Source organism: Bradyrhizobium sp. A11, assembly GCF_042077125.1.
Lineage (GTDB): Bacteria > Pseudomonadota > Alphaproteobacteria > Rhizobiales > Xanthobacteraceae > Bradyrhizobium > Bradyrhizobium japonicum_B.
Genome location: NZ_CP149509.1, coordinates 4,884,537 through 4,906,083 on the forward strand (window position 1 = coordinate 4,884,537; position 21,547 = coordinate 4,906,083).

At 62.0% G+C, this 21,547-nt stretch carries 22 protein-coding genes; 15 read left to right on the plus strand and 7 right to left on the minus strand.

The features are described 5' to 3' along the window. Positions 1–80: 80 nt before the first annotated feature. The 7 genes from WI560_RS23030 (at position 81) to WI560_RS23060 (ending at position 6,992) form a co-directional block, all read left to right on the plus strand. Positions 81–1,799, plus strand: coding sequence for an FAD-dependent monooxygenase (locus tag WI560_RS23030; protein ID WP_375304994.1), 1,719 nt, complete (start codon positions 81–83; stop codon positions 1,797–1,799). 45 nt (positions 1,800–1,844) lie between these two features. Further along, positions 1,845–2,870 (plus strand): ABC transporter substrate-binding protein, encoded by a 1,026-nt coding sequence (locus WI560_RS23035; RefSeq protein WP_375304995.1) that lies wholly within the window; start codon positions 1,845–1,847, stop codon positions 2,868–2,870. Positions 2,871–2,932: 62 nt separating this feature from the next. Continuing rightward, positions 2,933–3,670, plus strand: coding sequence for an ABC transporter permease (locus WI560_RS23040; protein WP_375304996.1), 738 nt, complete (start codon positions 2,933–2,935; stop codon positions 3,668–3,670). Then, the gene (locus WI560_RS23045) at positions 3,667–4,464 is read left to right on the plus strand and encodes an ABC transporter ATP-binding protein (RefSeq protein WP_375304997.1); all 798 of its coding nucleotides are present in this window, start codon (positions 3,667–3,669) and stop codon (positions 4,462–4,464) included. Before WI560_RS23040 ends, WI560_RS23045 begins: the two co-directional genes overlap by 4 nt. Continuing rightward, positions 4,464–5,276 carry an ABC transporter permease gene (locus WI560_RS23050; protein ID WP_375304998.1) on the plus strand — a complete coding sequence of 271 codons (813 nt, stop codon included), beginning with the start codon at positions 4,464–4,466 and terminating at the stop codon, positions 5,274–5,276. Before WI560_RS23045 ends, WI560_RS23050 begins: the two co-directional genes overlap by 1 nt. 11 nt (positions 5,277–5,287) lie before the next feature. Next, positions 5,288–5,899, plus strand: coding sequence for a glutathione S-transferase family protein (locus tag WI560_RS23055; protein ID WP_375304999.1), 612 nt, complete (start codon positions 5,288–5,290; stop codon positions 5,897–5,899). Positions 5,900–5,966: 67 nt separating this feature from the next. Next, positions 5,967–6,992 (plus strand): VOC family protein, encoded by a 1,026-nt coding sequence (locus WI560_RS23060; protein ID WP_375305000.1) that lies wholly within the window; start codon positions 5,967–5,969, stop codon positions 6,990–6,992. 119 nt (positions 6,993–7,111) lie between these two features. Here WI560_RS23060 and WI560_RS23065 read toward each other — a convergent pair whose 3' ends face one another. Beyond that, positions 7,112–9,853 (minus strand): EAL domain-containing protein, encoded by a 2,742-nt coding sequence (locus tag WI560_RS23065; RefSeq protein WP_375305001.1) that lies wholly within the window; start codon positions 9,851–9,853, stop codon positions 7,112–7,114. 59 nt (positions 9,854–9,912) lie between these two features. Continuing rightward, a complete protein-coding gene (locus tag WI560_RS23070; protein WP_375305002.1) occupies positions 9,913–11,166 on the minus strand; it encodes a FecR domain-containing protein in 1,254 nt (417 codons plus the stop codon). Positions 11,167–11,296: 130 nt separating this feature from the next. Here WI560_RS23070 and WI560_RS23075 point away from each other — a divergent pair, with 130 nt between their 5' ends. The 3 genes from WI560_RS23075 (at position 11,297) to WI560_RS23085 (ending at position 14,681) form a co-directional block, all read left to right on the plus strand. Next, entirely contained in the window at positions 11,297–13,093 is a 1,797-nt protein-coding gene (locus tag WI560_RS23075) for a ShlB/FhaC/HecB family hemolysin secretion/activation protein (protein ID WP_375305003.1), read from the plus strand. Between the two features lie 154 nt (positions 13,094–13,247). After that, positions 13,248–14,078: an alpha/beta fold hydrolase gene (locus WI560_RS23080; RefSeq protein ID WP_375305004.1), complete on the plus strand. Its 831-nt coding sequence runs from the start codon at positions 13,248–13,250 to the stop codon at positions 14,076–14,078. Between the two features lie 285 nt (positions 14,079–14,363). Continuing rightward, positions 14,364–14,681 carry a c-type cytochrome gene (locus tag WI560_RS23085; RefSeq protein ID WP_375308888.1) on the plus strand — a complete coding sequence of 106 codons (318 nt, stop codon included), beginning with the start codon at positions 14,364–14,366 and terminating at the stop codon, positions 14,679–14,681. A gap of 291 nt (positions 14,682–14,972) precedes the next feature. Here the strand turns inward: WI560_RS23085 and WI560_RS23090 are convergent, their stop codons facing one another. Beyond that, positions 14,973–15,314: a phasin gene (locus WI560_RS23090; protein WP_028137732.1), complete on the minus strand. Its 342-nt coding sequence runs from the start codon at positions 15,312–15,314 to the stop codon at positions 14,973–14,975. A 225-nt stretch (positions 15,315–15,539) separates the two neighbouring features. Continuing rightward, positions 15,540–15,725 (minus strand): hypothetical protein, encoded by a 186-nt coding sequence (locus WI560_RS23095; RefSeq protein ID WP_028137733.1) that lies wholly within the window; start codon positions 15,723–15,725, stop codon positions 15,540–15,542. A gap of 635 nt (positions 15,726–16,360) precedes the next feature. Here WI560_RS23095 and WI560_RS23100 point away from each other — a divergent pair. Beyond that, positions 16,361–16,717: a hypothetical protein gene (locus tag WI560_RS23100; protein ID WP_375305005.1), complete on the plus strand. Its 357-nt coding sequence runs from the start codon at positions 16,361–16,363 to the stop codon at positions 16,715–16,717. Between the two features lie 3 nt (positions 16,718–16,720). Here WI560_RS23100 and WI560_RS23105 read toward each other — a convergent pair whose 3' ends face one another. Together WI560_RS23105 and WI560_RS23110 are read right to left on the minus strand one after the other, a co-directional pair. Continuing rightward, positions 16,721–17,296, minus strand: a complete 576-nt coding sequence (locus WI560_RS23105; protein ID WP_375305006.1) for a hypothetical protein — start codon at positions 17,294–17,296, stop codon at positions 16,721–16,723. A gap of 40 nt (positions 17,297–17,336) precedes the next feature. Continuing rightward, a complete protein-coding gene (locus WI560_RS23110) occupies positions 17,337–17,867 on the minus strand; it encodes a GcrA family cell cycle regulator (RefSeq protein ID WP_375305007.1) in 531 nt (176 codons plus the stop codon). Between the two features lie 165 nt (positions 17,868–18,032). Here WI560_RS23110 and WI560_RS23115 point away from each other — a divergent pair, with 165 nt between their 5' ends. After that, on the plus strand, positions 18,033–18,641 hold the full coding sequence (locus WI560_RS23115; RefSeq protein ID WP_028137737.1) for a S24 family peptidase: 609 nt from the start codon (positions 18,033–18,035) through the stop codon (positions 18,639–18,641). A gap of 100 nt (positions 18,642–18,741) precedes the next feature. Further along, positions 18,742–19,017 carry a hypothetical protein gene (locus WI560_RS23120; protein WP_028137738.1) on the plus strand — a complete coding sequence of 92 codons (276 nt, stop codon included), beginning with the start codon at positions 18,742–18,744 and terminating at the stop codon, positions 19,015–19,017. A 34-nt stretch (positions 19,018–19,051) separates the two neighbouring features. On the opposite strand, the gene WI560_RS23125 is transcribed toward WI560_RS23120, so the two are convergent. After that, the gene (locus WI560_RS23125) at positions 19,052–20,026 is read right to left on the minus strand and encodes a quinone oxidoreductase (protein WP_375305008.1); all 975 of its coding nucleotides are present in this window, start codon (positions 20,024–20,026) and stop codon (positions 19,052–19,054) included. Between the two features lie 226 nt (positions 20,027–20,252). On the opposite strand from WI560_RS23125, the gene WI560_RS23130 reads away from it, so the two are divergent. Together WI560_RS23130 and WI560_RS23135 are read left to right on the plus strand one after the other, a co-directional pair. Next, positions 20,253–20,453: a hypothetical protein gene (locus WI560_RS23130; RefSeq protein ID WP_128919828.1), complete on the plus strand. Its 201-nt coding sequence runs from the start codon at positions 20,253–20,255 to the stop codon at positions 20,451–20,453. A 146-nt stretch (positions 20,454–20,599) separates the two neighbouring features. After that, positions 20,600–21,547: a MoxR family ATPase gene (locus tag WI560_RS23135; protein ID WP_257175759.1), complete on the plus strand. Its 948-nt coding sequence runs from the start codon at positions 20,600–20,602 to the stop codon at positions 21,545–21,547.

Genomic DNA, 21,547 nt, shown 5'->3' on the forward strand with positions numbered 1-21,547 from the left:
AATTTTATTGACTGTCAGTCAAAGTTGCGCTTGGTTCTCGGTCGCGAAAAATAATTCAGGGGCGATCGGGAGGAGGTCTCATGGAGACCGAAGTGGCAATTGTTGGTGCCGGACCGGTGGGTCTGACGGCTGCCGGCTTGCTGGGTTCGTTGGGCGTGAACACGATCCTCATCGAACGAAATGCGTCGACATCGGCTCATCCGCGGGGGCATGTAGTCAACGCGCGTACGATGGAAGTATTCCGATCGATCGGTTGCGACGAGCCAGTAGCAAAGGCCGGCTTGCCTCCAGAGCGCAACGCGGGAGTCTCCTTCCTGTCCCGGCTGATAGGACCGGATATCGCGGTATTGGCGACGCGGGGCATTCCCGACCGCGACCGGGCCCATCAAGCCGCCAGTCCGAGCCGCAAGACGTCATGCCCTCAAGACGTGCTTGAGCCGATCTTGGTTGATGTCGCGCGAAGCTTTGCGCCCGTCAAATTGCTGTTCTCGACCGAGCTCACAGAACTCGCGTCCCGACCTGATGGTGTGCGGCTCGAATGTCGGCAGGGGGCCGGCGACCTCATGATCGACGCGCGCTACGTGATTGCCGCGGACGGCGCGCGCAGCTTCGTGAGGGAGCGCCTCGGAATCGGGATGACGGGACGAGGACGAATTGGCCGACAGATCGGCATCTACTTCGAGGCCGACCTATGGGAGTTCGTCGAAAAGCGGCCTTATCTGCTGTGGTGGATCTACAACGCCACGACATGCGGAGTGCTCATTGCTCTCGATGGCCGGCGACGTTGGACGTACAATTTCGCCTTCGATCCGGACAAGGAAAGCGTCGAGTCGTTCACGACCGAGCGCTGCGAAGCGATCGTTCGCGCAGCCATCGGCTCGGACGACGTTCCGCTCGAGATCCATAGCATCCTGCCGTGGAGAATGCAGGCTCGCCTTGCGGACCAATTCAGCAAAGGTCGGGTATTCATCGCGGGGGACGCCGCCCATCCGCTGCCGCCGACGGGCGGGCAAGGAATGAACACCGGCATTGGTGACGTGCACAATCTGGCGTGGAAATTGGCCTTCGTGTTGCGCGGCAACGCTCCGCCCTCGCTTCTCGAAAGCTATAACGAGGAGCGCCGTCCTGTCGCTCAGACCAATATCGAGCAGAGCGTTCACAACGCAATGAAGATGGCGGAGAGTGGTCTCTCCGGGATGGCAACGCACGACAGCCCGATCGCCAAGATGCTCGAGGGCCCGGATTCCGCCGCAGCGGAGCGTCACATTCGGGACGTGATCCCGAGCCTTCGCGAGCACTTTGACTACATAGGTCAGACATTCGGCCAAGCCTATTCCTCCCGATGGATATCGCCTGACGGGACGTCGGCTCCGCCCTTCCGCATTGAGCAGTACGAACCGGTTGCCTGTCCCGGACACCGAGCACCCCATCTCTGGCTGCAAGGACCAAACGGCAGATTGTCGACCGTCGATCTCGCCGGTGCCGGCTACTTCTTGATGCTGACGACACCCGGCGCAGAAGATTGGCAACGCGCCTTTGCCAAGGTTTCCGCAGAGCTTCATGTTCCAGGGCGCTCCTGCAGCATTGGCGCCGGCGGCGACTACATCGATCAAGACGGACTCTTCATCCAATCGTACGGCATCGGTCCGCGCGGGATGGTCCTGATCAGGCCCGACGGCTACGTAGCCGCGCGTAGCTTCAACGCCGTGCCCGATCCAGGAAAATTTGTCGAACGTGCTCTTGGAACGGCATTGGCGGGAGCGGACATCAGAAGCGACGAGGAGCCGTCCGCCGCTTGAGAGCAACGCAAACTCACGAAACAAAAAAGTGTCAGGGAGGACTCTATGAACAAGGAGATGCAGTACGCAGGACGAATATTGAGTCTTGCGATGATCGCTCTGGGCGCCGCGCACGGCTCCTCGCCAGCGCTCGCACAATCGCCGGTCCCGACAACGATTGCCTTGCCGGCTCAATCCCTCCTATTCGCGCCGCTCTACATCGCGCAGGAGCGCGGCTTCTTTCGCCGACATGGGATCGAGCCGAAGGTCATCTATGTCGCCGGTCCCGGCGTCATCAACGCGATGCTCGGCAAGAGCGCAGACTTCTCGTTGATCTCCGGAGGCATCCAAATCGCGGCAGCGGCCCGAAATCAAAAGCTCGTCGCGATAGCCAATACACAGGATCGCTTCACGACGGATATCGTGATCCGCGACGCGGTAGCCAAAAAGCTGGAAATGGCGCCGAACGCGGACGCAATGGCGAAAATCCGCGCTTTGAAAGGACTCACGATCGGGGTCGACGCAATCAATGGTCTACCCCACAGTTTCCTGCGGTTCGTCGCGGTCAAGGCGGGAATGAACCCGGAGACCGATTTCACGATTACCGCGCTACAGCCGCCCGCGATGGTCGCGGCGCTCAAGGCAGGTACGATCGACGCCATGGTGTTCTCGCCTCCGTTCTCTCTTCTGGCCGTCGAAGAAGGCGGTGTTCGATGGCTGTCGGGGCCGGAGGTATCTCTCCCTGAGTTGAAGCCCTTTCCATATAACGTCGTTCTGGTTCGGCCGGGCTACTGCGATACCGAAACGGTGCGCTGTCAGGGATTCGTGGCGGCTCTGAAAGACGCGATCGCGTTGATGAAAGCGGACCGCTCCGCGAGTCTGGAGGCGCTCGGCAAGTCATTCGACAAGATGGAGCCTGATATACTGAAGGCATCCTACGAAGTGTTTGCCCCGTTCGCTCAGCCAGACATGAAACTGACGAGCGCGATGCTGGACAACGTCATCGCCTTCGATCGGATCAGCGGAATCATTCCTCCGGATGCCAAACTGCCCCCCGAGTCGGAACTTTATTTAACAGCGTTCACCCCGTAGAGGGAGACCGCGGAATAGAACCCATGAGTAGAGCAACCTTCGATAGATTCGGATTCGGAACCATGCTGCTGCTTGTCTGGCAAGCAGCAAGTGTCTGGACTGGGCCCGAGTTGATAAGTTCGCCGTTTCTCGTTGGGCAGCAGCTGTATCAGTGGTCCCTCAACGGCGTCCTGGGTGCCAACGCAGGCTATACGTTGCTGGCTGCCGTCCTCGGATTTGTTATCGGCGGATTGCCGGGCTTGGTGCTTCCGTTTGTCCTGCGGAAACGGCCGTTCGTGAGGGCGGTGCTCGATCCATTCATATTGATTGGATACGGGCTGCCCAAGGTCGCATTCATTCCCCTCTTCATTATTTGGTTTGGAATCGGCATCTGGAGCAAAGTTGCACTCGTCGCGAGCGTAAGCTTCTTCCTCGTGTTCTTCAGTACAATGGAAGGCGTTCGAGGCGTCGATCCTCGCCTGCTCCGGATGGCAAAGGTTGCTGGTGCGAGTGAAGCGCAGTTGTTGCGCACCGTCGTCTGGCCTTCTGCCTTGCCGTTCATTTTTCAGGCCGTGCAGGTCACGCTACCTCTTTCGATTGGCGGAGCAGCCATCGCCGAATTGATCTCCTCGAACCGCGGATTGGGGTATCTTGTTCAATTTTCTGCGGGGAATTTCGAGGTCACGGGCGCACTCGCCGCCGTAACAGCTCTCGCGCTAGTCGTAACCATCACCAACGTCGGCATCGATCGTTTGCACGACCGCCTGCTGGCTTGGAAGGGTTCTCATTCCAAAGGCGTTAGTTCGGGAAGCCTCACATGAGACAGAATGGTAAGCCGCTCCTGGACGTTTGCAATCTTGGCAAGCGCTTCCAAGGGCAGAGCAAAGACGGAATTCGCTGGGTCGTAGAGGGAATGTCGTTTGCGCTCCACGAAGGTGAATTCGTTACGCTGATCGGACCCTCAGGCTCCGGAAAATCGACGTTGCTCAATATGATCGCGCAGATCGATATTCCTTCGAAAGGGGAGATATTGTTTCGCGGCGAAGTCATCAACGACTCGAGCCGCAGCAGGCCTTCTCCGGGATGCGGCGGTCGCATCGGATATGTGATGCAAGACGATAACCTTTTGCCCTGGCGGAATCTGCGCGAAAATGTCGAGTATCCGCTCGTTGTCCAGGGTCGACTCAACAGCGAGACCAGGGCGCGCGTCGACGAATTGATCGAGACAGTGGGGCTAGGTGGCTTCGAGGGGTATTACCCTCACCAACTTTCCGGCGGCATGCGCAAGCGCGCGTCCATCATCAGAACGCTGGCCTACGATCCGCCGGTCATCCTGATGGACGAACCATTCGGGGCGCTCGATGCCGAATCTCGGCTCCATATTCAGTCGGATCTCGTCAAGTTGTGGCAACGAGGAGAGAAGACGATCCTGTTCGTCACCCACGACATCAATGAGGCGATTGCCCTTGGAGACCGGACGATAACGCTGACGAAGTCGCCCGCTTGCGTTCGAGGCGAACACGTCATCGATATCCCACGCCCCAGAGCACTCGATAGCATCGTGACCGCACCGCAGTTCCCGGGCTTGTTTAGCCGGATCAGGGCGCAGGTCTGATGCCGAATTCGTCAACTATCTCGGCAGGTCGGTCGCAGACCGCGATCGTTCCGTCACCATTGATCGTCGCGCGCACGGCGGTCGCCGTCGTGCTGCTTGGCATGTGGCTCGCCGCCGCGCGGGCATATCCGACGCTTGTGGCGACGCCGCAAGCCACTCTCCAGAGGGTCATCGAGCTGATCTCGAATCGAGAACTTTTCCCGATGATGGCGACGACCGCCGCAGAGGCCGGCATAGGCCTCATGTTGGGAGCGGGTCTCGGTGTCGTCCTTCCCTTTCTCGTCCAACTGTCCGAGCGGCTTCGGGTGGTCGTCGAGCCGTTCGCCCGAACCGCCGTCGGAATTCCCAAGCTGGCGCTGAGTCCCATCCTCATCCTGTGGTTCGGCATTGGCCTTGGCTCGAAAATCGTGCTCGTCGCGTTGATGACGTTCTTCCTGGTGTTCGTCGCGACGGCCGCCGGAATACGATCCATCGGCCCGAACCTCGTCCAGACAGTATCGATCTTCGGTGCAAGCAAGATCGAAGTGGCGCGCGAGGTGATCTTTAATAGCGTCCAGCCGTTTGTGTGGGCGGCGCTGCGGGCCGCGCTTCCATGGGCCATCAATGCCGCGCTTGTAGGCGAGTTTCTCGCGGCCGAGAACGGGGTGGGTCACTACATCGAGCAATCCTACAACTCTGTGGACATCGCGGGCGTCTATGCCGGAATAGCCTTGATCGTACTCATCGTCTTCGCGTCCGACGCAGTGCTTATGGCTTTGCAGCGGCGATGTCTTGCGTGGCGTCCCGTCGATCAGGATGTCGTTCTGCATTAATCGGGAGACAAATGATGAAGCTCTACTTTGCACCCGGCGCTTGCTCGATCGGCATTCACTATCTGTTGCAAGAAATCGGGTGCCGTTTCGAACTAAGGAAAGTCGATATTCGCAACGGAGAGAATTTTCAGGCCTGGTACACAGCGGTCAATCCGAAACGCAAAGTGCCCGCGCTCGAAAGCGCAGGAGGCTCGGTCCTCACTGAATTCCCCGTGATCGCGCGCCATCTCGCCGAACAAGCGCCTTCGGCGGGCCTGATGCCGTCTGACCCGGAGACTGTTCTGAGCGCAAGTGAGCTGACCGAGTTCATCGTTTCGACCATCCACATGCAGGGCTTTTCGCGCGCGTTTCGTCCGGACAAGTTTGCGATGGCTGAAGCAGACCATGAGGCGACGCGGGCGCGTGGGCGAGAGATCATCCAAGAAGGATTTCTCGTCATCGATCGTCACCTGCGACAGAACACAGGGCCGTCATTCGCCGATGGCGCGCTCTTCTACATTCTTTTCTGGGCTTGCGAGCGTCTCAAGCTCGAAGTCCCGGCGGCGTGCGCCGCTCGGTGGAGCGAATTCAAGTCCCGGCCATCCACGCAACGCGTATTCGCAGCAGAAGGAATAGCCCTTTAGGCCTGCGCGACCGGCGCCGAAAATTGGGCAACGCATCGAACTTGGGAAACGGCGGAGGAAACGGTTCATGGCACTCAAATCATTGGGCTACGTTGGCGTAGAATCGACCAAGCTTGAGGACTGGGAGGGCTTCGCGACGCGGCTGCTCGGTATGCAGAAGGTCGACGCAGCCGCCAAGGTTCGGGCGTTTCGCATGGACGACCGACAGCAGAGGCTCGTCGTGACCGGCGCTGAGCATGATGGTCTTGGCTTCCTTGGCTGGGAGGTCGAAAGCAAGGCGGATCTCGACGAGTTGGCCGCTCGCTTGGACAACGCCGGCGTGGCTGTTTCCAAGGGCACGCGCGCTCTTGCGGACGAGCGCCGTGTCGCGGATCTCATCGCGTTTCGCGATCCGGGGGGCCACCGGGTGGAAGTGTTTCATGGGCAGGAGATCTCGCCCGACCCGTTCAAGCCAGGCCGGCCCATCTCGGGCTTCAAGACCGGCCCTCTTGGGATGGGGCACATCGTGATGAACGTCGCCACGGTGGACGATCTGTTGCCGTTCTACCGCGATCTATTGGGCTTCCACATCACCGACTATGGTCTGTCGCCATATCCGCTCTACTTCCTTCATATCAACGGCCGCCACCATAGCTTTGCTATGGTCGGCTCGGGCAAACGCAGCTTCCACCACTTCATGGTCGAGATGCAGAGCTTCGACGATGTGGGGCAAGGCTATGATCTCGCCCAGCTCGAAGAAGGGCGCATAGCCTATACGCTCGGCCGGCACACGAACGATCACATGACATCATTCTATGCTCACTCGCCCTCCGGCTTCTTCGTGGAGTACGGTTGGGGAGCGCAAGTGATCGCCCCCGAGACATGGCAACCTTTCGAAACCTTTGATGGCCCGAGCCTATGGGGGCATGAGCGACTGCACCTTCCGGAGGAGCAGCGAGCTCGCATGCGCAACATGCGACTAGATGCTGCAGCCCGCGGCGTCCGGGTCCCGGACCCGAACTGCGCCTGGCTCGCCTCGGTCGTGGCCAAAGAATCGGTAGTGGCCCAAGAATCGGTAGTGGCCCAAGAGTCGGTAGTGGACCAGGAGCAATAGCGGAGCGCGCACCGTCACTGGACGCCGAATACCAGATGCTGACCCGCGCGACGTGCTCGCCAAAACATCCAGCCTCCATTCGGAGTGCTGGCGTCAGCGCGCAGGCGAAAGCCGCTCGCTCAGGCGGCGCTGACAGTCTGGAGTTCAGCCACCAGGAACTGCTTCTCAAATGCCTCGGCGGGCATCGGACGGCCGAAGAAATAGCCCTGCCCTTCCTCGCATCCCATGCTGACCAGGAAGTCGGCAGTGGCGCGGTTCTCGATGCCTTCAGCCACGACCGTGAGGCCGAGCTGCTTGCTGAGGCCGATGGTCGATCCGACGATGGCGGCATCGTCGGAATTCGACAGGAGCCCAAAGACGAACGACCGGTCGATCTTGAGCCCGTCGAGCGGAAACTTCTTCAGATAGCTCAGGCTCGCATAACCCGTGCCGAAATCATCGAACAGGACCCGGACGCCGAGGTCCTGAATCCGCTTGAACATCGCCAGCACGCGGCGCTCGTCATGGAGCAGGATGTCCTCGGTGACTTCGATTTCGAGAAGCGACGACGTCAGCCCGGTCGTATCGAGCAGTGCCGCGACCGAATGCGCGAGATCGCCGGATTGGAGTTGCGAGGGCGAGAGGTTGATGGCGACGCGCACGTTGTTGCCGGACAATTCCCAGGCTCGCGCCTGACGGCAGGCCGTCTCCATCACCCAGTTCGCGATCCGCTCGGACAGCGCCGACGTGTTGACCACCGGCATGAATTCGGCCGGCGAGACGTAGCCGCGCACCGGATGGCGCCAGCGGATGAGCGCCTCGGCTCCGACCAGGCTGCCATCGACCAGGCGAACCTGCGGCTGATAGAACAGCTCGAACTCTCCGCGATCGGCGGCAAGCGCCAGCTCGCTCTCCAGCGTCAACCGGTTCTCCAGCTCCTGCCTGATTGCGGCTTCGAACAGAACATGGCCGCCGCGCCGCGTCGCCTTGGCGCGGCTTAGCGCGAGATGGCCGTTGCTCAGGAGATCGTCGGCCTTTTGCCCGCCTTCCGGATAGACGGCGACGCCAACGCTGATCCTGATGCGGTGCTGCCGGGTCCCGGCCGCGAGGGGGGCTTCAAAGGCACGTGCGATGCGCTCGGCGAAGGTCGCGACCGGTTCGCCGATATCAGCGCAAGCGAGCGCGATGGCGAATTCGTCGCCGCTGAGCCGGGCGACGATCGCCTTGCCATCGACCTCGGCGCGGAGCCGCTCGGCGACCGCGCACAGCACGAGATCGCCCGAGGAGTGCCCGAGCATGTCGTTGATCTCTTGGAAGCCATCGAGCCCGAGCACGAGCAGAGCTACGCCGGACGACCGCCGCTCCGCCGCAGCGATCAGGTCGGTGAGACCCGTATGCAGCATATTCCGGTTGGCAAGACCCGTCAGCACGTCATGTTCGGCCAGATATTGAATACGTTCAGCTTCACGCTTGCGGACCGAGATATCGCGCAGGATCGCGCCGTATTGAAAGCCGTCCGTTCCTTGCCAACCCGAGAAGCTCGCCTCGACGGAGAAAGTCTCACCATTCTTGCGCCGGCCCTCGAACTCGACCACGACCGCCCCGCCTGGAACCAGGAGCGCCTGGCGCGCGGCGTCATGCATGGACGATCTTGCATCGCCGTCCACCGGCACGGCGCACAGCGTTTCGAACGGGCGGCCGATCATCTCGGCCGGCGTGTAGCCGAAGATCGCGCTCGCGCCGGGATTCCAGACCGTGATCCGGTGATCCTCGTCGGTGCAGACGAGGCCGTCGCCAAGCGACATCGCGATGCGGTGAAAGCGGCTCTCGGCGATGCGCCCCAGCAGCCCGCGGAAATCGATTTCATCCAGCGCAATCGCGGTCAGATAGGCGACGATCGCAATATGAAATAGCGATGTGTCGATGACGAGGGGCCACTTTGCCTGCACGAGGGCTGCGGCGAGTTCGATAGCCGCCCCGGCGGCGACGAGGACTGCGACGCGAATTCCTGGTGCGAGGCGCCGCCACGAATACATCATCAGCAGGGAGATCACGCCCAAGCCCAGGATCATGCCGACATCCGAGGTCCATCGCAGCATCCGGCCCTGGAGGATGGATTCCGCGGCCAGTGCCTGGAGCACAGGACCCGAGACGATCTTGCCGTTGGGAACGCTGAAACGGTCGCCAAGCTCGAGCGCGGTGGCGCCGACGATGACCTTCTTGCCTCTGACTTTGTCGAGCGCAGCAGGATCGCCGCGCAGCACGTCGATAAAGGAGACGGTCGGAATGGAGGCTGTACGAATGCTGAAATCGATCAGGAAGGGCGGCCGTCGGTTGGCGTCCTGGCCGGCCAGCACGACCGCCATCGAGGGCAACAACTCATCCCCGAGCTTCTCGGCGACCGGGTAGCGGCGAACGAGCCCGTCGGATTCGACTGCGACGTTCACGACCGCCGGCCACGACTGGTTGCTGAACGGCTTCAGGGGACGATTGACGTGGATCGCGCCGCCGTTCCGCGTCGGCTGCTTGAAGGACGGCAGGATCGTCGAGCCGCCGGCATCGCGAAGGGCCTTGACGAAAGCCTCGTCGGAAGCCGGATCCGACGGCGCGCTGAAATCGACATCGAACGCGATGTCTCCCGAGCCCGCCGCCTCGAGTCTCCTCAATAGGTCCGCGTGCAGCCGGCGCGGCCAGGGCCACACGCCGATCTGATCGATGGATGGTGCGTCGATGGCCACCACCACGACCTTGCCGCTGGCGTCCCGCGGCTGCCAGGCGAACCGCAGATCGGTGAGCGCGTTGCGAAGTGCGCCATGCCACCCCGTGGACAGCACGATCGCAAGCGCGATCACAACGAGAATATGCGGCCGATAGCGTTTCACTCCGATCCTCCCCCGTCCCCGCTTCTGCGGGCACGCCCCTCATCCCCTAGGAAATCGCCTCAGCGTCTGCCGTAGGCGTGACCATTGCTGCCATTGCCGCCACCATTCCCGTTGTTGCCCCTGCCGTTGCCGGTGGCGCCGTTGTTGGCATGGCCGCTGCCGCCGTTACCGTTGTTGCCGCTATTGCCGCTATTGCCGCTATTGCCGTTGTTGCCGTTGTTGCCGTTGTTGCCGCCATTGCCGTTGTTGTTACCGGAATTACCGTTGCCGCCGGCGTCTCCGTTCTTGGCGCGCGGGGCATCGCTGGATGCCCCGGCTGTCGTTGCGGCGATCGTGGCGTTCGCACTGGCGCCACCGCCAGCTGCCGCGCCGTTGGATGCGGCCGGGCTGGTCTTGCCATCGTTCCAGACCGTCTGACTGTCTGCCCTGGCATTCGCGTTACGCGCCTGCCCTGGCGGAACGCCGCCGTGGGCGAGGCCGCGCGTCGCCTTGTGGACGTTCAGCTTGACCTCCCCCAGCGCGGTCGAAATGCGCACGACTCCCGCCTTGGGGGCATGCCCCGCGGCCGCCTGCCCCGATGCCTTGGCTGCACCGGCCGCCTTGCTGCCCTTGTCGATCGGACCGAGCGCATGGATGGAATGACCGGTCGCGGCATTGCGTGGCGCCGTCAGTCCCGATCTCGGCACCGGGACACGCTCGATCGTCGGGGCGCGCGGCTTGCCCTGCTCGATCGGACTCAACTTTCCTGCGCCGCTCAGACTAAGTCCGGGCTTGCCCTGCTCGAACACCGTAGCCGCTTGTCCCGGCATGACCTGGGCAATCTGCCCCGTCCTGAAGTCGGAGACCTCGACCTGGCCGCGGAGCACGCCGACCTTGGTGCTGCCCGCCTCCACCGTGACGCTGAACTGGGTTCCCTTGACCACGGCAGCAAGATAAGGCGTCTCGACCTCGAAGTGCTTGACGTTGCGCTTCTCGACCTCGAGCAGGATCGAACCCGCCTGCTGGATGATGGTGGTCGAGAGTCCCTCCTTCTTCTCGGCCGGCAAGCCGACCACCGAGTTCGGAGAGATCAGGATCGTTTCCTCGCCGCGGACCAGCAGCACCCGGCCATTGCGGCCGGTGCGGATGGTATTGCCGGGCTTGAGCGTGTCGTCCCGGCTCAGCGCCACCTGTCGCGCGCCGTCGGTCGCGACCCACACTTCACCGGTGGCCCTGCTGATCGACCAGACGCCGTCCTCCGCGGCGAATGCGCCGGAAGCCGTTCCAAGAGCCAGCGCCACGAGGGCGCACCGCATTCCAATTCTGCCGAGCATGACGATCCTCAGTCTGCGTTACAGCTAGATCTGAGGGGTATCCGAAATCACTCAAGAGAGGATTAGCAGGATGCGGCCAGTGGAGCGGCGACATTAACCAATCATTGACCTTAAAAAATTATGAAAAATCATGAGGCTAACGACCCCCTCCCGTCCCCCGGCAATTCCTCCGTCAAACTACGGGGAAAGTTTCGCCGCGCGCGCCGGCAAGCGGCATCTCGTTACCGCAATGGCCTTGCTAGTCCCGTTTTTTGCCGGAGCTCTCCAAGCGTTCGCACAACAGGCGAACCAGCCGGGCTTCGATCCGCGCCAGCCCGAGAAATACTTTGAAAACCAAACCGAACGGGAAAAACTGAACCGCCCGCCGGTCAGCCTGCCGACGGTTGGCCAACCCGATACCCGCGGCGACACCAAGCCGCAATTCGTCCTGCGCGGCGTTAGCGTCAGCGGCGCCCACGCGGTTTCCAGCGACCGTATTGCCGCAGTCTATCAGCCGTATCTCGGCAAGAGGGTCTCGCAGGCGGATCTCGCCGGGATCGCCGGCGCGATCAGCGAGCTCTACCGCGCCGACGGCTTCCATCTCAGCCGGGCGATCGTGCCGCCGCAGGACATTGCCGACGGCCGGGTCCGGATCCAGGTGATCGAAGGCGCCATCGTGCAGGTCGAGCTGAAAGGCGACGGCGCCGAGCAGTTCGGCGTCAGGCCGATGCTCGGGCCGGTTCTCGCCGAGCAGCCGTCGCGGCTCCCGACGCTCGAGCGCCAGCTCTTCCTCATCAACGCCAGGCCGGGCGTTCGGATCACCGACAGCGCGCTGGAGGAAATCGGCAGCGGGTCCGGACGCTTCCGTCTCACCGTCTATTTGAAGACCTGGCACGTCTTCTCCTCGTTCGGCCTGGACAACCTAGGATCATCCTCGGTGGGCCCGTGGCAGACCTACGCCACTGGCGCGTTCAACTCCTACCTCACGCCCGGAGACACGCTGGCCGTCAACCTGTCGACCATTGCCAACGATCCTCGCCAGCTCGGCTTCGCACGGCTGTCCTATGACGCGCCCGTCGGCGTCGATGGCCTACGTCTCGGCGCTTCCGTGCTCTACAGCGCGGTCCGGCCGGGCGATGCCCGCCGCCTCGACAGCGACATCACGACGACCGAGGCCTTCGAGCTGCGCGCCAGCGTCGTTCCGCTGCAGTCGCAATCCTCCACGCTCACGCTGACTGCGGCGACGAGCTTCAGCAATGTGTCCGAGCATGACCTTTACGGCCCCTGGTACAACGACCACATCAGGACCGCGAGCCTGACTGCCGACTACAGGCTGCAGGACCGCTTCGGCGGCACCAGTTTCGCGACGCTGATCTACCGCCAGGGCCTCGACGTCTTCGGTGCCTCGCATTTCGACGACGATCTGTTGTCGCGCGACGGCGCCTCATCGAACTTCTCGGTGCTGAACCTCTGGTTCACGCGCTACCAGACGCTCAACGATGCCTGGTCGCTCAAGCTCGCGGCAGCGAGCCAGACAGCGTCGCGGCCGCTGTTCACCTCGCAGCAGTTCTATCTCGGCGGTGCGGCCTTCGGCAGGGGTTACGGCGCAGCCGAAATTAGCGGCGACAATGGCCTCGCCGGCTCACTTGAGCTGCGCTTCGATCAGAAGCTCGATTTCCGCTACTGGACCGGCTATCAGCTCTATGCCTTTGGCGACGCTGGCGCCGTCTGGAACGACGGCTACCGTTTGAGTGAAGGCCTATCGCTGACATCGGCCGGAGCCGGTGTGCGCTTGTTCCTGCCAAACGATTTCCAGGCCGATCTCGGCGTGGCCGTGCCGTTGAGCTACCGGGCGCCGGACAATGAACGCCGTAGCCCCCGCTTCCTGTTCACACTGTCGAGCGCATTCCGGCTCTGTCCCGAACGCGGCAGGTCGGGGTGTCTCTGACCAGCCGGTCGTTTGCGCCACTGGACCCCGGCATCCGGCTATTGCGGCCTTGCTCACAGAGTTGCCAAGATTTAATCCCGTAACCTGCTCACGATCGCTCGATCGGAGAGTTCCCGATGACCATATTCAGCCGAACGTGATTTGAGACGAAGCCATGAAGAGGGTGTTTGCGATCCTGGCGTTTCTCTGCGTCCTCGGCGTCGGGGAATATTTCGTCGTCAGCCGGTTCGCGATCCGCCATGAGACTTTGGCGCTGTTCGACGCCTCGCGGCAGCGACCGATCGCGGTCGAATTGGCGGTGCGGCGCGACTACGAGACCAAGGCCAATCTCGGCCTTTGGAAACTCCCGCTCGCCATCATCAGTAACGGCAACACCGTCAAGGCCACCGAATATTCCTTCCTCGCCAATGTGCTCGCCGCGCGCGGCTATCTGGTTGCCAGCATCCAGCAGGACCTGCCGACTGACCCACCGCTGATGACCCATGCCGGTCAGCAATATGTCGGCCGGCGTGAGGTCTATATCCGCTGCGAGGCCAACATTCTCTTCGTGCTGGATAAGCTGAAGAGGCAGCAGGAGAACGTCGATTACGACCACATCACCCTCGTCGGCCACTCGAACGGCGGCGATGTCTCCATGTATGTCGCCCATCAGCACCCGGAACTGGTGTCGAAGGTGATCACGCTCGACAATCTGCGGGTGCCTTTCGTGACCAGCGACGGCATGAAGATCCTGTCGTTCCGGTCGAAGGACCCGCATTTTGTGACCGATCCCGGCGTGCTGCCGACGCCGGAAGAAGCCAAGGCGCACGGCATCGACATCGTGCACACCGGCGCACAGCACACGGACATGAGCGATCGCGGCCCCAACTCGGTCAAGCAGAAGATCCAGGAAACGCTCGACCGCTTCCTGCGAGACAGTGCCAGCAGCGCGCTCGCGCCAGCCGATACGAAAAGTCCGATGATCATGAATCCGGGTGACTATTAGCCGGGAACGCTTTGCGGCAGATCAAGGCGGCTCCGAGACGGCAGGATAGAAAAGCCGCATGGCCTCGGAGAGACAGGTGTCGCATTCCGTCGAAAGTCTTGATACGAAGGGGCTCGATGCAAGAAGCCTGAGCCTGCCGGCGGCGAGAATGCCGGCAGGCGTACGGCATCTCTATCGTTCGGTCCGCAAGCTGCTGCGGTCGATCATCGCCCGCATTGATCTCTCGCAATTTCCGGGATCGTGCTGCGGATAGGCTTGGCCGACGGAATGCAAGAAGGCTACCCGATGCACCAGCATTTGAGACGAATCTGCCTGATGCTTGCCGTAACCTCGAGCGTTGGCACGTCGCCCGCGCTCGCAGCCGATGCCGATCACGGTGCCGACCTCGCCAAGCGCTGGTGCGCAAGCTGCCATATCGTCGCGAACGGCCAGGCCCAGGCGAGCGCCGACGTCCCCTCCTTTGCCTCTATCGCGCGCAGGCCGGACTTCAGTCCGGAGAGGCTCGCCTTCTTCCTGCTCGATCCGCACCCGAAGATGCCGAATTTCCCCCTGAGCCGGACCGAAGCGGGCGACATCGCGGCTTACATCGCATCGCTGCGCTAATGGATGATCCGGGAAAGCGCGCAGCGATTTTCCGAAAAGCTCAAACAACAATCCAAAGCGCGATGACTACTCTTCCTGATCTCATCGCGCTTGAGTGCCGCGCCGAGCACAACACCTGCCACACATGTAAATAAAGATCCCTGCCGGAGGACCGACAGGGATCAGCAGAAGAGATGACGGACGGCGAACAAGGTCATTCGGTGGCCCGTCATGGATCTGCGCCCGCATCGAAAAGCGGATCGCCGCGCCACGCAAGTTCAATTTGTGGGCAGACTGCGTACAGAACGAGAATCAGGACTTGTCCTTGCCCGATTGCATAAGACTGCCGGTCATCTGGCGCATGTGATCTCCAGCACTGGTGAACTGGCTGCGCAGGAAATCGGACTGGATTCGCATCGCTTCCTGAAGGTCATTGGCATGAACCAGCTTGCGCGCATGCTCGAAGGCCGACTTCATATTCTGCTCGGTGAAATTCAACGCCTGCTTCGACACCTCCGTCCCGGCGCCCGGAACGGACGACATTGACTTGCTGGCGGCTTCGAAAAACATGCCGAACGCTTTTTCGGCTTGATCAATCGTCTTCTCGGCCAGGTCGCGCAGTTCGGCCGGAACTTCCAGCTTCGGTTCGATCATGGTCGCACTCCTCCCGCTTTCCCGACTGAATACCACACTTGCCGGATCACCTTCCAGCGGCCAGCCTCGGGGAAACCTCGCCGGGGGCCCGGCTAGGGCATGATCCGGGAAAGTGCGCAGCGGTTTTCCGGAAAGATCATGCGCAAACAACAGCCTGAAGCGCTATGGCGATTCGCCCGAATCTCATCGCACTTTAGGGCAGGAAGTGACGGCACGAGGCCGGACTCAGGACAACGGGCGCTCGGGAAGGGCTTCTTCGGTGGCGAGGTCTTCGACCAGCTTGATCACCTCGAAACGCTGTCGCGGTGCGAGCTTCAGGAAGGCGCGGAGCAGGCGCAGACTTTCGACCGTGCCGCTTGCGGGCGCGCCGAGCTTGAGGTGCAATTCAGCCGCGAAATTGAGGTTCTTCATCTCGCACCTATGACAAGCGTCAGCCTTCGTGATCTACGCGAGACCGAACGCCGCAGCAAGACGCCACAATAGGACCTATGGCGACAAACTGTCGGCCGGGTGGCCCCGGCCAGCCGGCATGCTGAACGACATGCCCCAACAACGCTCAACCACTTAGTTGCAATTATGTCAGGGAACAACCCGTCCGGCAAGTCCGACAGCGAGCGCAGAGATGCTTCGTCTGCATCGCAGCGCGGCAATTCCGGATAACAGGAATATCGGTTGCCGTCACCCACCTGCGTCAAGAAGCGGCATCCATCACGCCACACAGTCCCGACCGCTGTCAATTGGCACAGCGTTTCGGCTTGTTTCCGACATGAATGCTCATTGGCTGCACAAGTGCGCTTCTCGGCGCATACACGTAATTGTTGAGTCTGGCCCCAGCGGTTGTATCGGCGACAAATGAACATCGACCTCGAAAGCTGATCTCAGCGTCCCGATCTCGACACGGATGTCGCATCGTCGGTCCGCAGGTCTCGCCCATGAACCATTGTCCATATGCGAGCGACCAAGCCGTTGCGACACGGCCACGCAGATTACGGGCGCCATGGCTGAACTCTTCGATTCGGGCGCGCCTCAACACCAAGGACGACGGCATGATTTCTCGCTGCGATCTCATCAAGGGCGCCGCGGTCGCGCTTTTCACCCTCTCGATACAAGGCGCATGGGCGCAGGAGACCAAGATGAACCTGTTCAAGATCGTCACGGTCAAGGATGAAATCGTGATCGGGTTATCGACAGAGGAGCTCCAGGGACTCGGCGGCAATGATGCGAGCGCGGTTGCGCACGCGCTTGCGCAGAAGGGCGACCTCACGGTATGGCAGTACAACGTGCATCGTGGCCCGAACGGCGAATTGCAGCAGGCGCCGACCGCCAAGATCGGGCTTCTGGCCAATGCCTCGCTGCGCGTCGAGCCGTACACGACGCCTTATCGGATCGTACCGCACCCATAAGCTTCACCCGCGCCGCTCTGCCCGTCGGGCGCTCGTTTCCGTCGCAAAGCCGTAGATCAGCGCCAGCCGGTCCAGACATTCGCGAAAGCGCCGCGCAAAATAATCGTTCCAGCGCTGCGTCCGAACGGCGCGACGCGCGCCGATCTGATCCATGGTCAGGCCCAGGATCAGCACGTCGTGCACCAGCGCCGCGCCGTCGGTGCCAAGCTCGCGCTCGACCCGATTCAACCGCAACACCGCCTGGCGCTGGCTCTCGGTGATGGGGTCGCGCGTGCGCGTGCCGTCGACATATTCCCGGGTCGGGTCCACCGCCTGAGGCCCCCGCTCCGCCCTCTCCCAATCGTTCTGGAAGGCACGCCCGCCACGGTATTGCGCCTCGTCGATCTGGTGGTGTGCGTGCAGCCGCCCCAGCGGGTCGCCACGGATCGACCGGATGGCCAGGATCTTCTCACCGGAATCGAGCGCCAGCGGATTGTCGATCTCGACCTCCGCCACTTCGGCATTGAGCGGCACCTCGCGGGACCGCCGATCGTAGATCTTGGCTAATTTGTAGGACTTGTTGCGTCGGACACGAGCCACTCGGATACTCCTTGCGAAATTGACGACGGAAGGGGGGAACTCAGGCAGCGGAGACCAGCCTCAGCACGACGGGACCGGGGGCGCGGGCAGACGCCGCACCAGAGCGGCGCGTCAGGCGCGCATGCGGCGCGCAATAGCTGGAGCCCGGCCGGCAGGGATGACCGCAGAAGGCGATTTCCTCCCCGTCCTTGTCGCCGCCATAGGGATAGCGGCAATCGGCCGGCTCGAGCTCGACCAGCTGAAGCAGGCGCGGCTGAACGCCGACGCAGCGCAACTTCACCGGCGCCGCAGGCTTCATTGCGGACTTCGGCGGCACGTTCAGGTTCGGTAACACCGCGCGGCGCGGCGAAACCGGAGCCTCGCCCGGCAAATATGGCGTGATCGACGGGCTCGTTATCCATTCCGGGATGACGAGCCCGAGCCGCTTGGCGCGGCCGATCACCGCATTGCGGGTATAAGCCGTTCCAAACCTTGCATTAATCTGTCTTCCGATCTCCGCATAAGACATGCCCTTGCGAAAATAGTCGCGAAGCGCGTCGGAATGCTCCGACGGCCAATGGCCCGGTTCCATGATGCTGTCCTGTGATGCGCTTCCCTCGTCGAGCGACCGGGAGGCGAAACACACATTCCGGTATTCCGAAGTTAGAGTCAAGCAATAATTCTGATATTCATAATTGCATCAATTCCGAATTTCGGATTACAAGAGCCAGGACGGTGCGCAATCGAGGGAATCACCATGTTGGACGTTGCAATGATCGAGCGGGGCCTGGAGAAGACGGGCAAGAGCAAGGGCGGCCTGGCGGCGGCCATGGGCGTGCGCCCCGGCGCGGTCTCGGAGATCCTCGGCGGCGAACGTCTGGTGAAGGCTTCGGAGATCATTCCGATCATGGAATATCTCGAGCTCAATCTCGCGCCGATCATGGGCCGGGTCGGCGCCGGCGCCGTGATCGAGCCGGATTACGAGCAGGTTCCGCCGGAGGGGCTAGGCGACATCACCTTGCCCTTCCCGATCATGGAAGAAACCGTCGCATTCGAAATCGTGGGCGATTCGATGCTGCCCAAATACGAGAGCGGCGACGTAATCGTGGTCTACAAGGATCAGCGCCATCCGCTGTCGAGCTTCTACGGCGAGGAGGCCGTGGTCCGGCTCAAGACCGGCGAGCGCTATCTGAAGACCATCGAGCGGGGGAAGAGTCCGTCCGTCGTCAATCTTACCAGCTTCAATGCCAAGCCGATTGTCGGCGTCAAGCTCGACTGGGTCGGGGAAATCTGCCTGTCGATGCCCAAAGGGCAGCTCGAGCGGCTGCGCGCCAAGTCGGCGCGGCCGCGCAAGAAGAGCAAGTAGGACAAAATTCCGTTTTTCAGAAACAATCCTTGACTTTATTCCGTTTTTCGGAAATACTCTGCCGCGTTCCCGGTGACGGGAGCGCGGCAGGATCGTTTTCATGCAATATTTCGTCGTGATGATCGACTATGGGCGGCGCGGCCGCGAGGCGGTCGTTGATCCCGAAATCACCAGGCGCGAGGTCGTCTCCCGCATCGCCTCGGGCGAGTACCAGAATGTCTCGTTCATCCACGAGATCGCGGAGAACTCGGTCGAGGACGTCACCGAGGCCATCCTGACGGAGGCGACCCTGCCCCAGATTCCACCGGAAGAGGTCGACCTCCAGGCAGCCCGCCTCGACCACGCCCGCGATCTGCGCAAGCACGAACGGGCGTGACGCAGGAGAGCCTGCGCCAACGTCCCGGAGCGGATCAGACCGTGAGGACGGTCGATCCCGTCGTCCTGCGTGCGGCGAGATCGGCATGCGCCTTGGCGGCATCCTTCAACGGATAGGTCTGGTGCACCTCGATCTTGACCACGCCGGACTTGACGACGTCGAACAGCTCGCCGGCCATCGCAACCAGGTTTTCACGCTTGGCGGCATAGGTGAACAGGGTCGGGCGGGTGACGTAGAGCGAGCCCTTCTGAGCCAGCAGGCCGAGATTGAGCGGTTCGACCGCGCCGGAGGACTGGCCGAACAGCGCGGCGACGCCGAGCGGCGCGAGGCAATCCAGCGATTTCAGGAACGTGTCCTTGCCGACGGAATCATAGACCACCGGCACCTTCTTGCCGCCCGTGATCTCGTCCACCCGCTTCACGAAGTCCTCCCGGGTGTAGATGATGACGTGATCGCAGCCATGCGCCTTGGCGAGCTTGGCCTTCTCGTCGTTGCTGACGGTGCCGATCACGGTCGCGCCGAGGTGCTTGGCCCACTGGCTCAGGATCAGGCCGACGCCGCCGGCCGCCGCATGCAGCAGGATTGTGTCGCCGGCCTTCACCCGATAGGTCTGCCGGATCAGATATTGTGTGGTGAGCCCTTTAAGCATCATCGCCGCCGCGGTCTTGTCGTCGACGCCGTCCGGCAGCTTCAGCAAACGGTCGGCAGGGATCAGCCGCGCCTCGGAATAGGCCCCGAGCGGCGAGGCGCCGTAGGCGACACGATCGCCCGGCTTCAGATCGGTGACACCGGGCCCGACCTCCTCGACGATTCCGGCCGCCTCGCTGCCGAGCCCGCTCGGGAGTTGCGCCGGGTACAGGCCCGAACGGTTGTAGATGTCGACGAAGTTGAGTCCGACCGCAGTGTGGCGGATGCGCGCCTCGCCCGGCCCGGGCTTGCCGACGCTGACCTCCTCCCAGACCAGGACTTCCGGACCGCCGGTCTTGTGAAAACGAATGGCATGGGTCATGGGCGTTGCTCCCTTTATCGTTGGGTGAGGGTCCGAGAAAGCCGGATTGGCCGCAGAAATAGGCATTCCGTCTGCCCGTTACAGTACAGACACGTAACAAGAATGTCACAGCGAGCGACAAACCTCCGCCGTTCGACCTCCGTTCGAAAAAGTTGATGACGCGCATGAAGCGACCGGCAGTAGCTTCTGCGCGGGGTTTGGTGGTCGCCTGCGAAGGAGAGCCGAGATGCCAGCTTATGTACAGCATCATCAGGACGGCGAAATCGCGCCCGTGAATTGTCCCACCTGCATGGGGTTCCTGCCGATGTATGTGCGCGAGGTCGAGCCGCATTGGAGCCTTGCCAAGATCGACTTTGTCTATGAATGCGCCGATTGCGGCGCCGAGGTCAGACAGACCATCCGCAAGCCGGAAGTGCTGCGGCACTGATCCCGCGGACGGCTTACCGCGCAACTATTTGCGTTCAGCGGAAAAAACGCCGCTGATGCGGGTCTGATGTCTCCCAAACGAGGCTTGTTCTTTGCCGGGAACGCAGGCAGAACAAGCCTCAAGCAAGACCTTGGGAGCGCCCATTCGTGGCTGATCAGAAGGCCTCGACCTCGATCGAGGCAGTGGAGAGCGGCCTCGCCGCGCAGGGCTATATCGCCAGCCGGCAGATCGCGACCGCCGTCTATTTGTCGCAGCAGATCGAGAAGCCGATCCTGGTCGAGGGCCCCGCGGGCGTCGGCAAGACCGAGCTTGCCAAGGCGATCGCCGCCTGGCGCGGCATGAAGATGATCCGCCTGCAATGCTACGAAGGCCTCGACGAGGCCAAGGCACTCTACGAGTGGAAATACGCCAAGCAGCTTCTGTATACGCAGATCCTCAAGGACAAGCTCGGCGAAGTCCTCGGCGGTGCGCAAACGTTGCATGCCGCGCTCGCCCAGCTCCACGATTTTGGCGACGTGTTCTTCTCCAAGGAATTCGTCGAGCCGCGTCCCCTGCTCCAGGCGCTGGAGCAGCCGGGCGGCTGCGTGCTCCTGATCGACGAGATCGACAAGTCGGATGCGGAATTTGAATCGCTGCTGCTGGAAATCCTGTCCGACTTCCAGGTCACGATCCCCGAGCTCGGCACCGTCTCGGCCATCACGCCGCCGACCGTGATCCTCACCTCCAACAGCGAGCGAGACCTCGGCGACGCCTTGAAGCGGCGCTGCCTGCATCTGCATATCGGCTTTCCCGAGCAGCGGCTCGAGGAGCGCATCGTCGAAAGCCGCGTGCCCGGCATCTCGCAGGCGCTGCGCCGGCAGATGGTCGGCTTCATCCACGAGATCCGCTCGCTGGATCTGAAGAAGCTGCCGTCGGTCAGCGAGACCATCGACTGGGCACGCGTTCTGGTGCTGCTCCAGGCCGCCGAGCTCGACACCGATATCGTCAAGGACACCCTCAACGTGCTCCTGAAATACGAAGCCGACATCGAGGCCGCATCGCCGCAGGTGACGAGCTTCATCGCCAAGGCGGCACGGTCCAACGTCTTCGGTTGA

Coding starts and splice junctions, on each gene's coding strand:
- WI560_RS23030 (WP_375304994.1), top strand. CDS start 81: ATGGAGACCGAAGTGGCAATTGTTGGTGCCGGACCGGTGGGTCTGACG.
- WI560_RS23035 (WP_375304995.1), top strand. CDS start 1,845: ATGAACAAGGAGATGCAGTACGCAGGACGAATATTGAGTCTTGCGATG.
- WI560_RS23040 (WP_375304996.1), top strand. CDS start 2,933: ATGCTGCTGCTTGTCTGGCAAGCAGCAAGTGTCTGGACTGGGCCCGAG.
- WI560_RS23045 (WP_375304997.1), top strand. CDS start 3,667: ATGAGACAGAATGGTAAGCCGCTCCTGGACGTTTGCAATCTTGGCAAG.
- WI560_RS23050 (WP_375304998.1), top strand. CDS start 4,464: ATGCCGAATTCGTCAACTATCTCGGCAGGTCGGTCGCAGACCGCGATC.
- WI560_RS23055 (WP_375304999.1), top strand. CDS start 5,288: ATGATGAAGCTCTACTTTGCACCCGGCGCTTGCTCGATCGGCATTCAC.
- WI560_RS23060 (WP_375305000.1), top strand. CDS start 5,967: ATGGCACTCAAATCATTGGGCTACGTTGGCGTAGAATCGACCAAGCTT.
- WI560_RS23070 (WP_375305002.1), bottom strand. CDS start 11,166: ATGCTCGGCAGAATTGGAATGCGGTGCGCCCTCGTGGCGCTGGCTCTT.
- WI560_RS23075 (WP_375305003.1), top strand. CDS start 11,297: ATGAGGCTAACGACCCCCTCCCGTCCCCCGGCAATTCCTCCGTCAAAC.
- WI560_RS23080 (WP_375305004.1), top strand. CDS start 13,248: ATGAAGAGGGTGTTTGCGATCCTGGCGTTTCTCTGCGTCCTCGGCGTC.
- WI560_RS23085 (WP_375308888.1), top strand. CDS start 14,364: ATGCACCAGCATTTGAGACGAATCTGCCTGATGCTTGCCGTAACCTCG.
- WI560_RS23090 (WP_028137732.1), bottom strand. CDS start 15,314: ATGATCGAACCGAAGCTGGAAGTTCCGGCCGAACTGCGCGACCTGGCC.
- WI560_RS23095 (WP_028137733.1), bottom strand. CDS start 15,725: ATGAAGAACCTCAATTTCGCGGCTGAATTGCACCTCAAGCTCGGCGCG.
- WI560_RS23100 (WP_375305005.1), top strand. CDS start 16,361: ATGATTTCTCGCTGCGATCTCATCAAGGGCGCCGCGGTCGCGCTTTTC.
- WI560_RS23110 (WP_375305007.1), bottom strand. CDS start 17,867: ATGGAACCGGGCCATTGGCCGTCGGAGCATTCCGACGCGCTTCGCGAC.
- WI560_RS23115 (WP_028137737.1), top strand. CDS start 18,033: ATGTTGGACGTTGCAATGATCGAGCGGGGCCTGGAGAAGACGGGCAAG.
- WI560_RS23120 (WP_028137738.1), top strand. CDS start 18,742: ATGCAATATTTCGTCGTGATGATCGACTATGGGCGGCGCGGCCGCGAG.
- WI560_RS23125 (WP_375305008.1), bottom strand. CDS start 20,026: ATGACCCATGCCATTCGTTTTCACAAGACCGGCGGTCCGGAAGTCCTG.
- WI560_RS23130 (WP_128919828.1), top strand. CDS start 20,253: ATGCCAGCTTATGTACAGCATCATCAGGACGGCGAAATCGCGCCCGTG.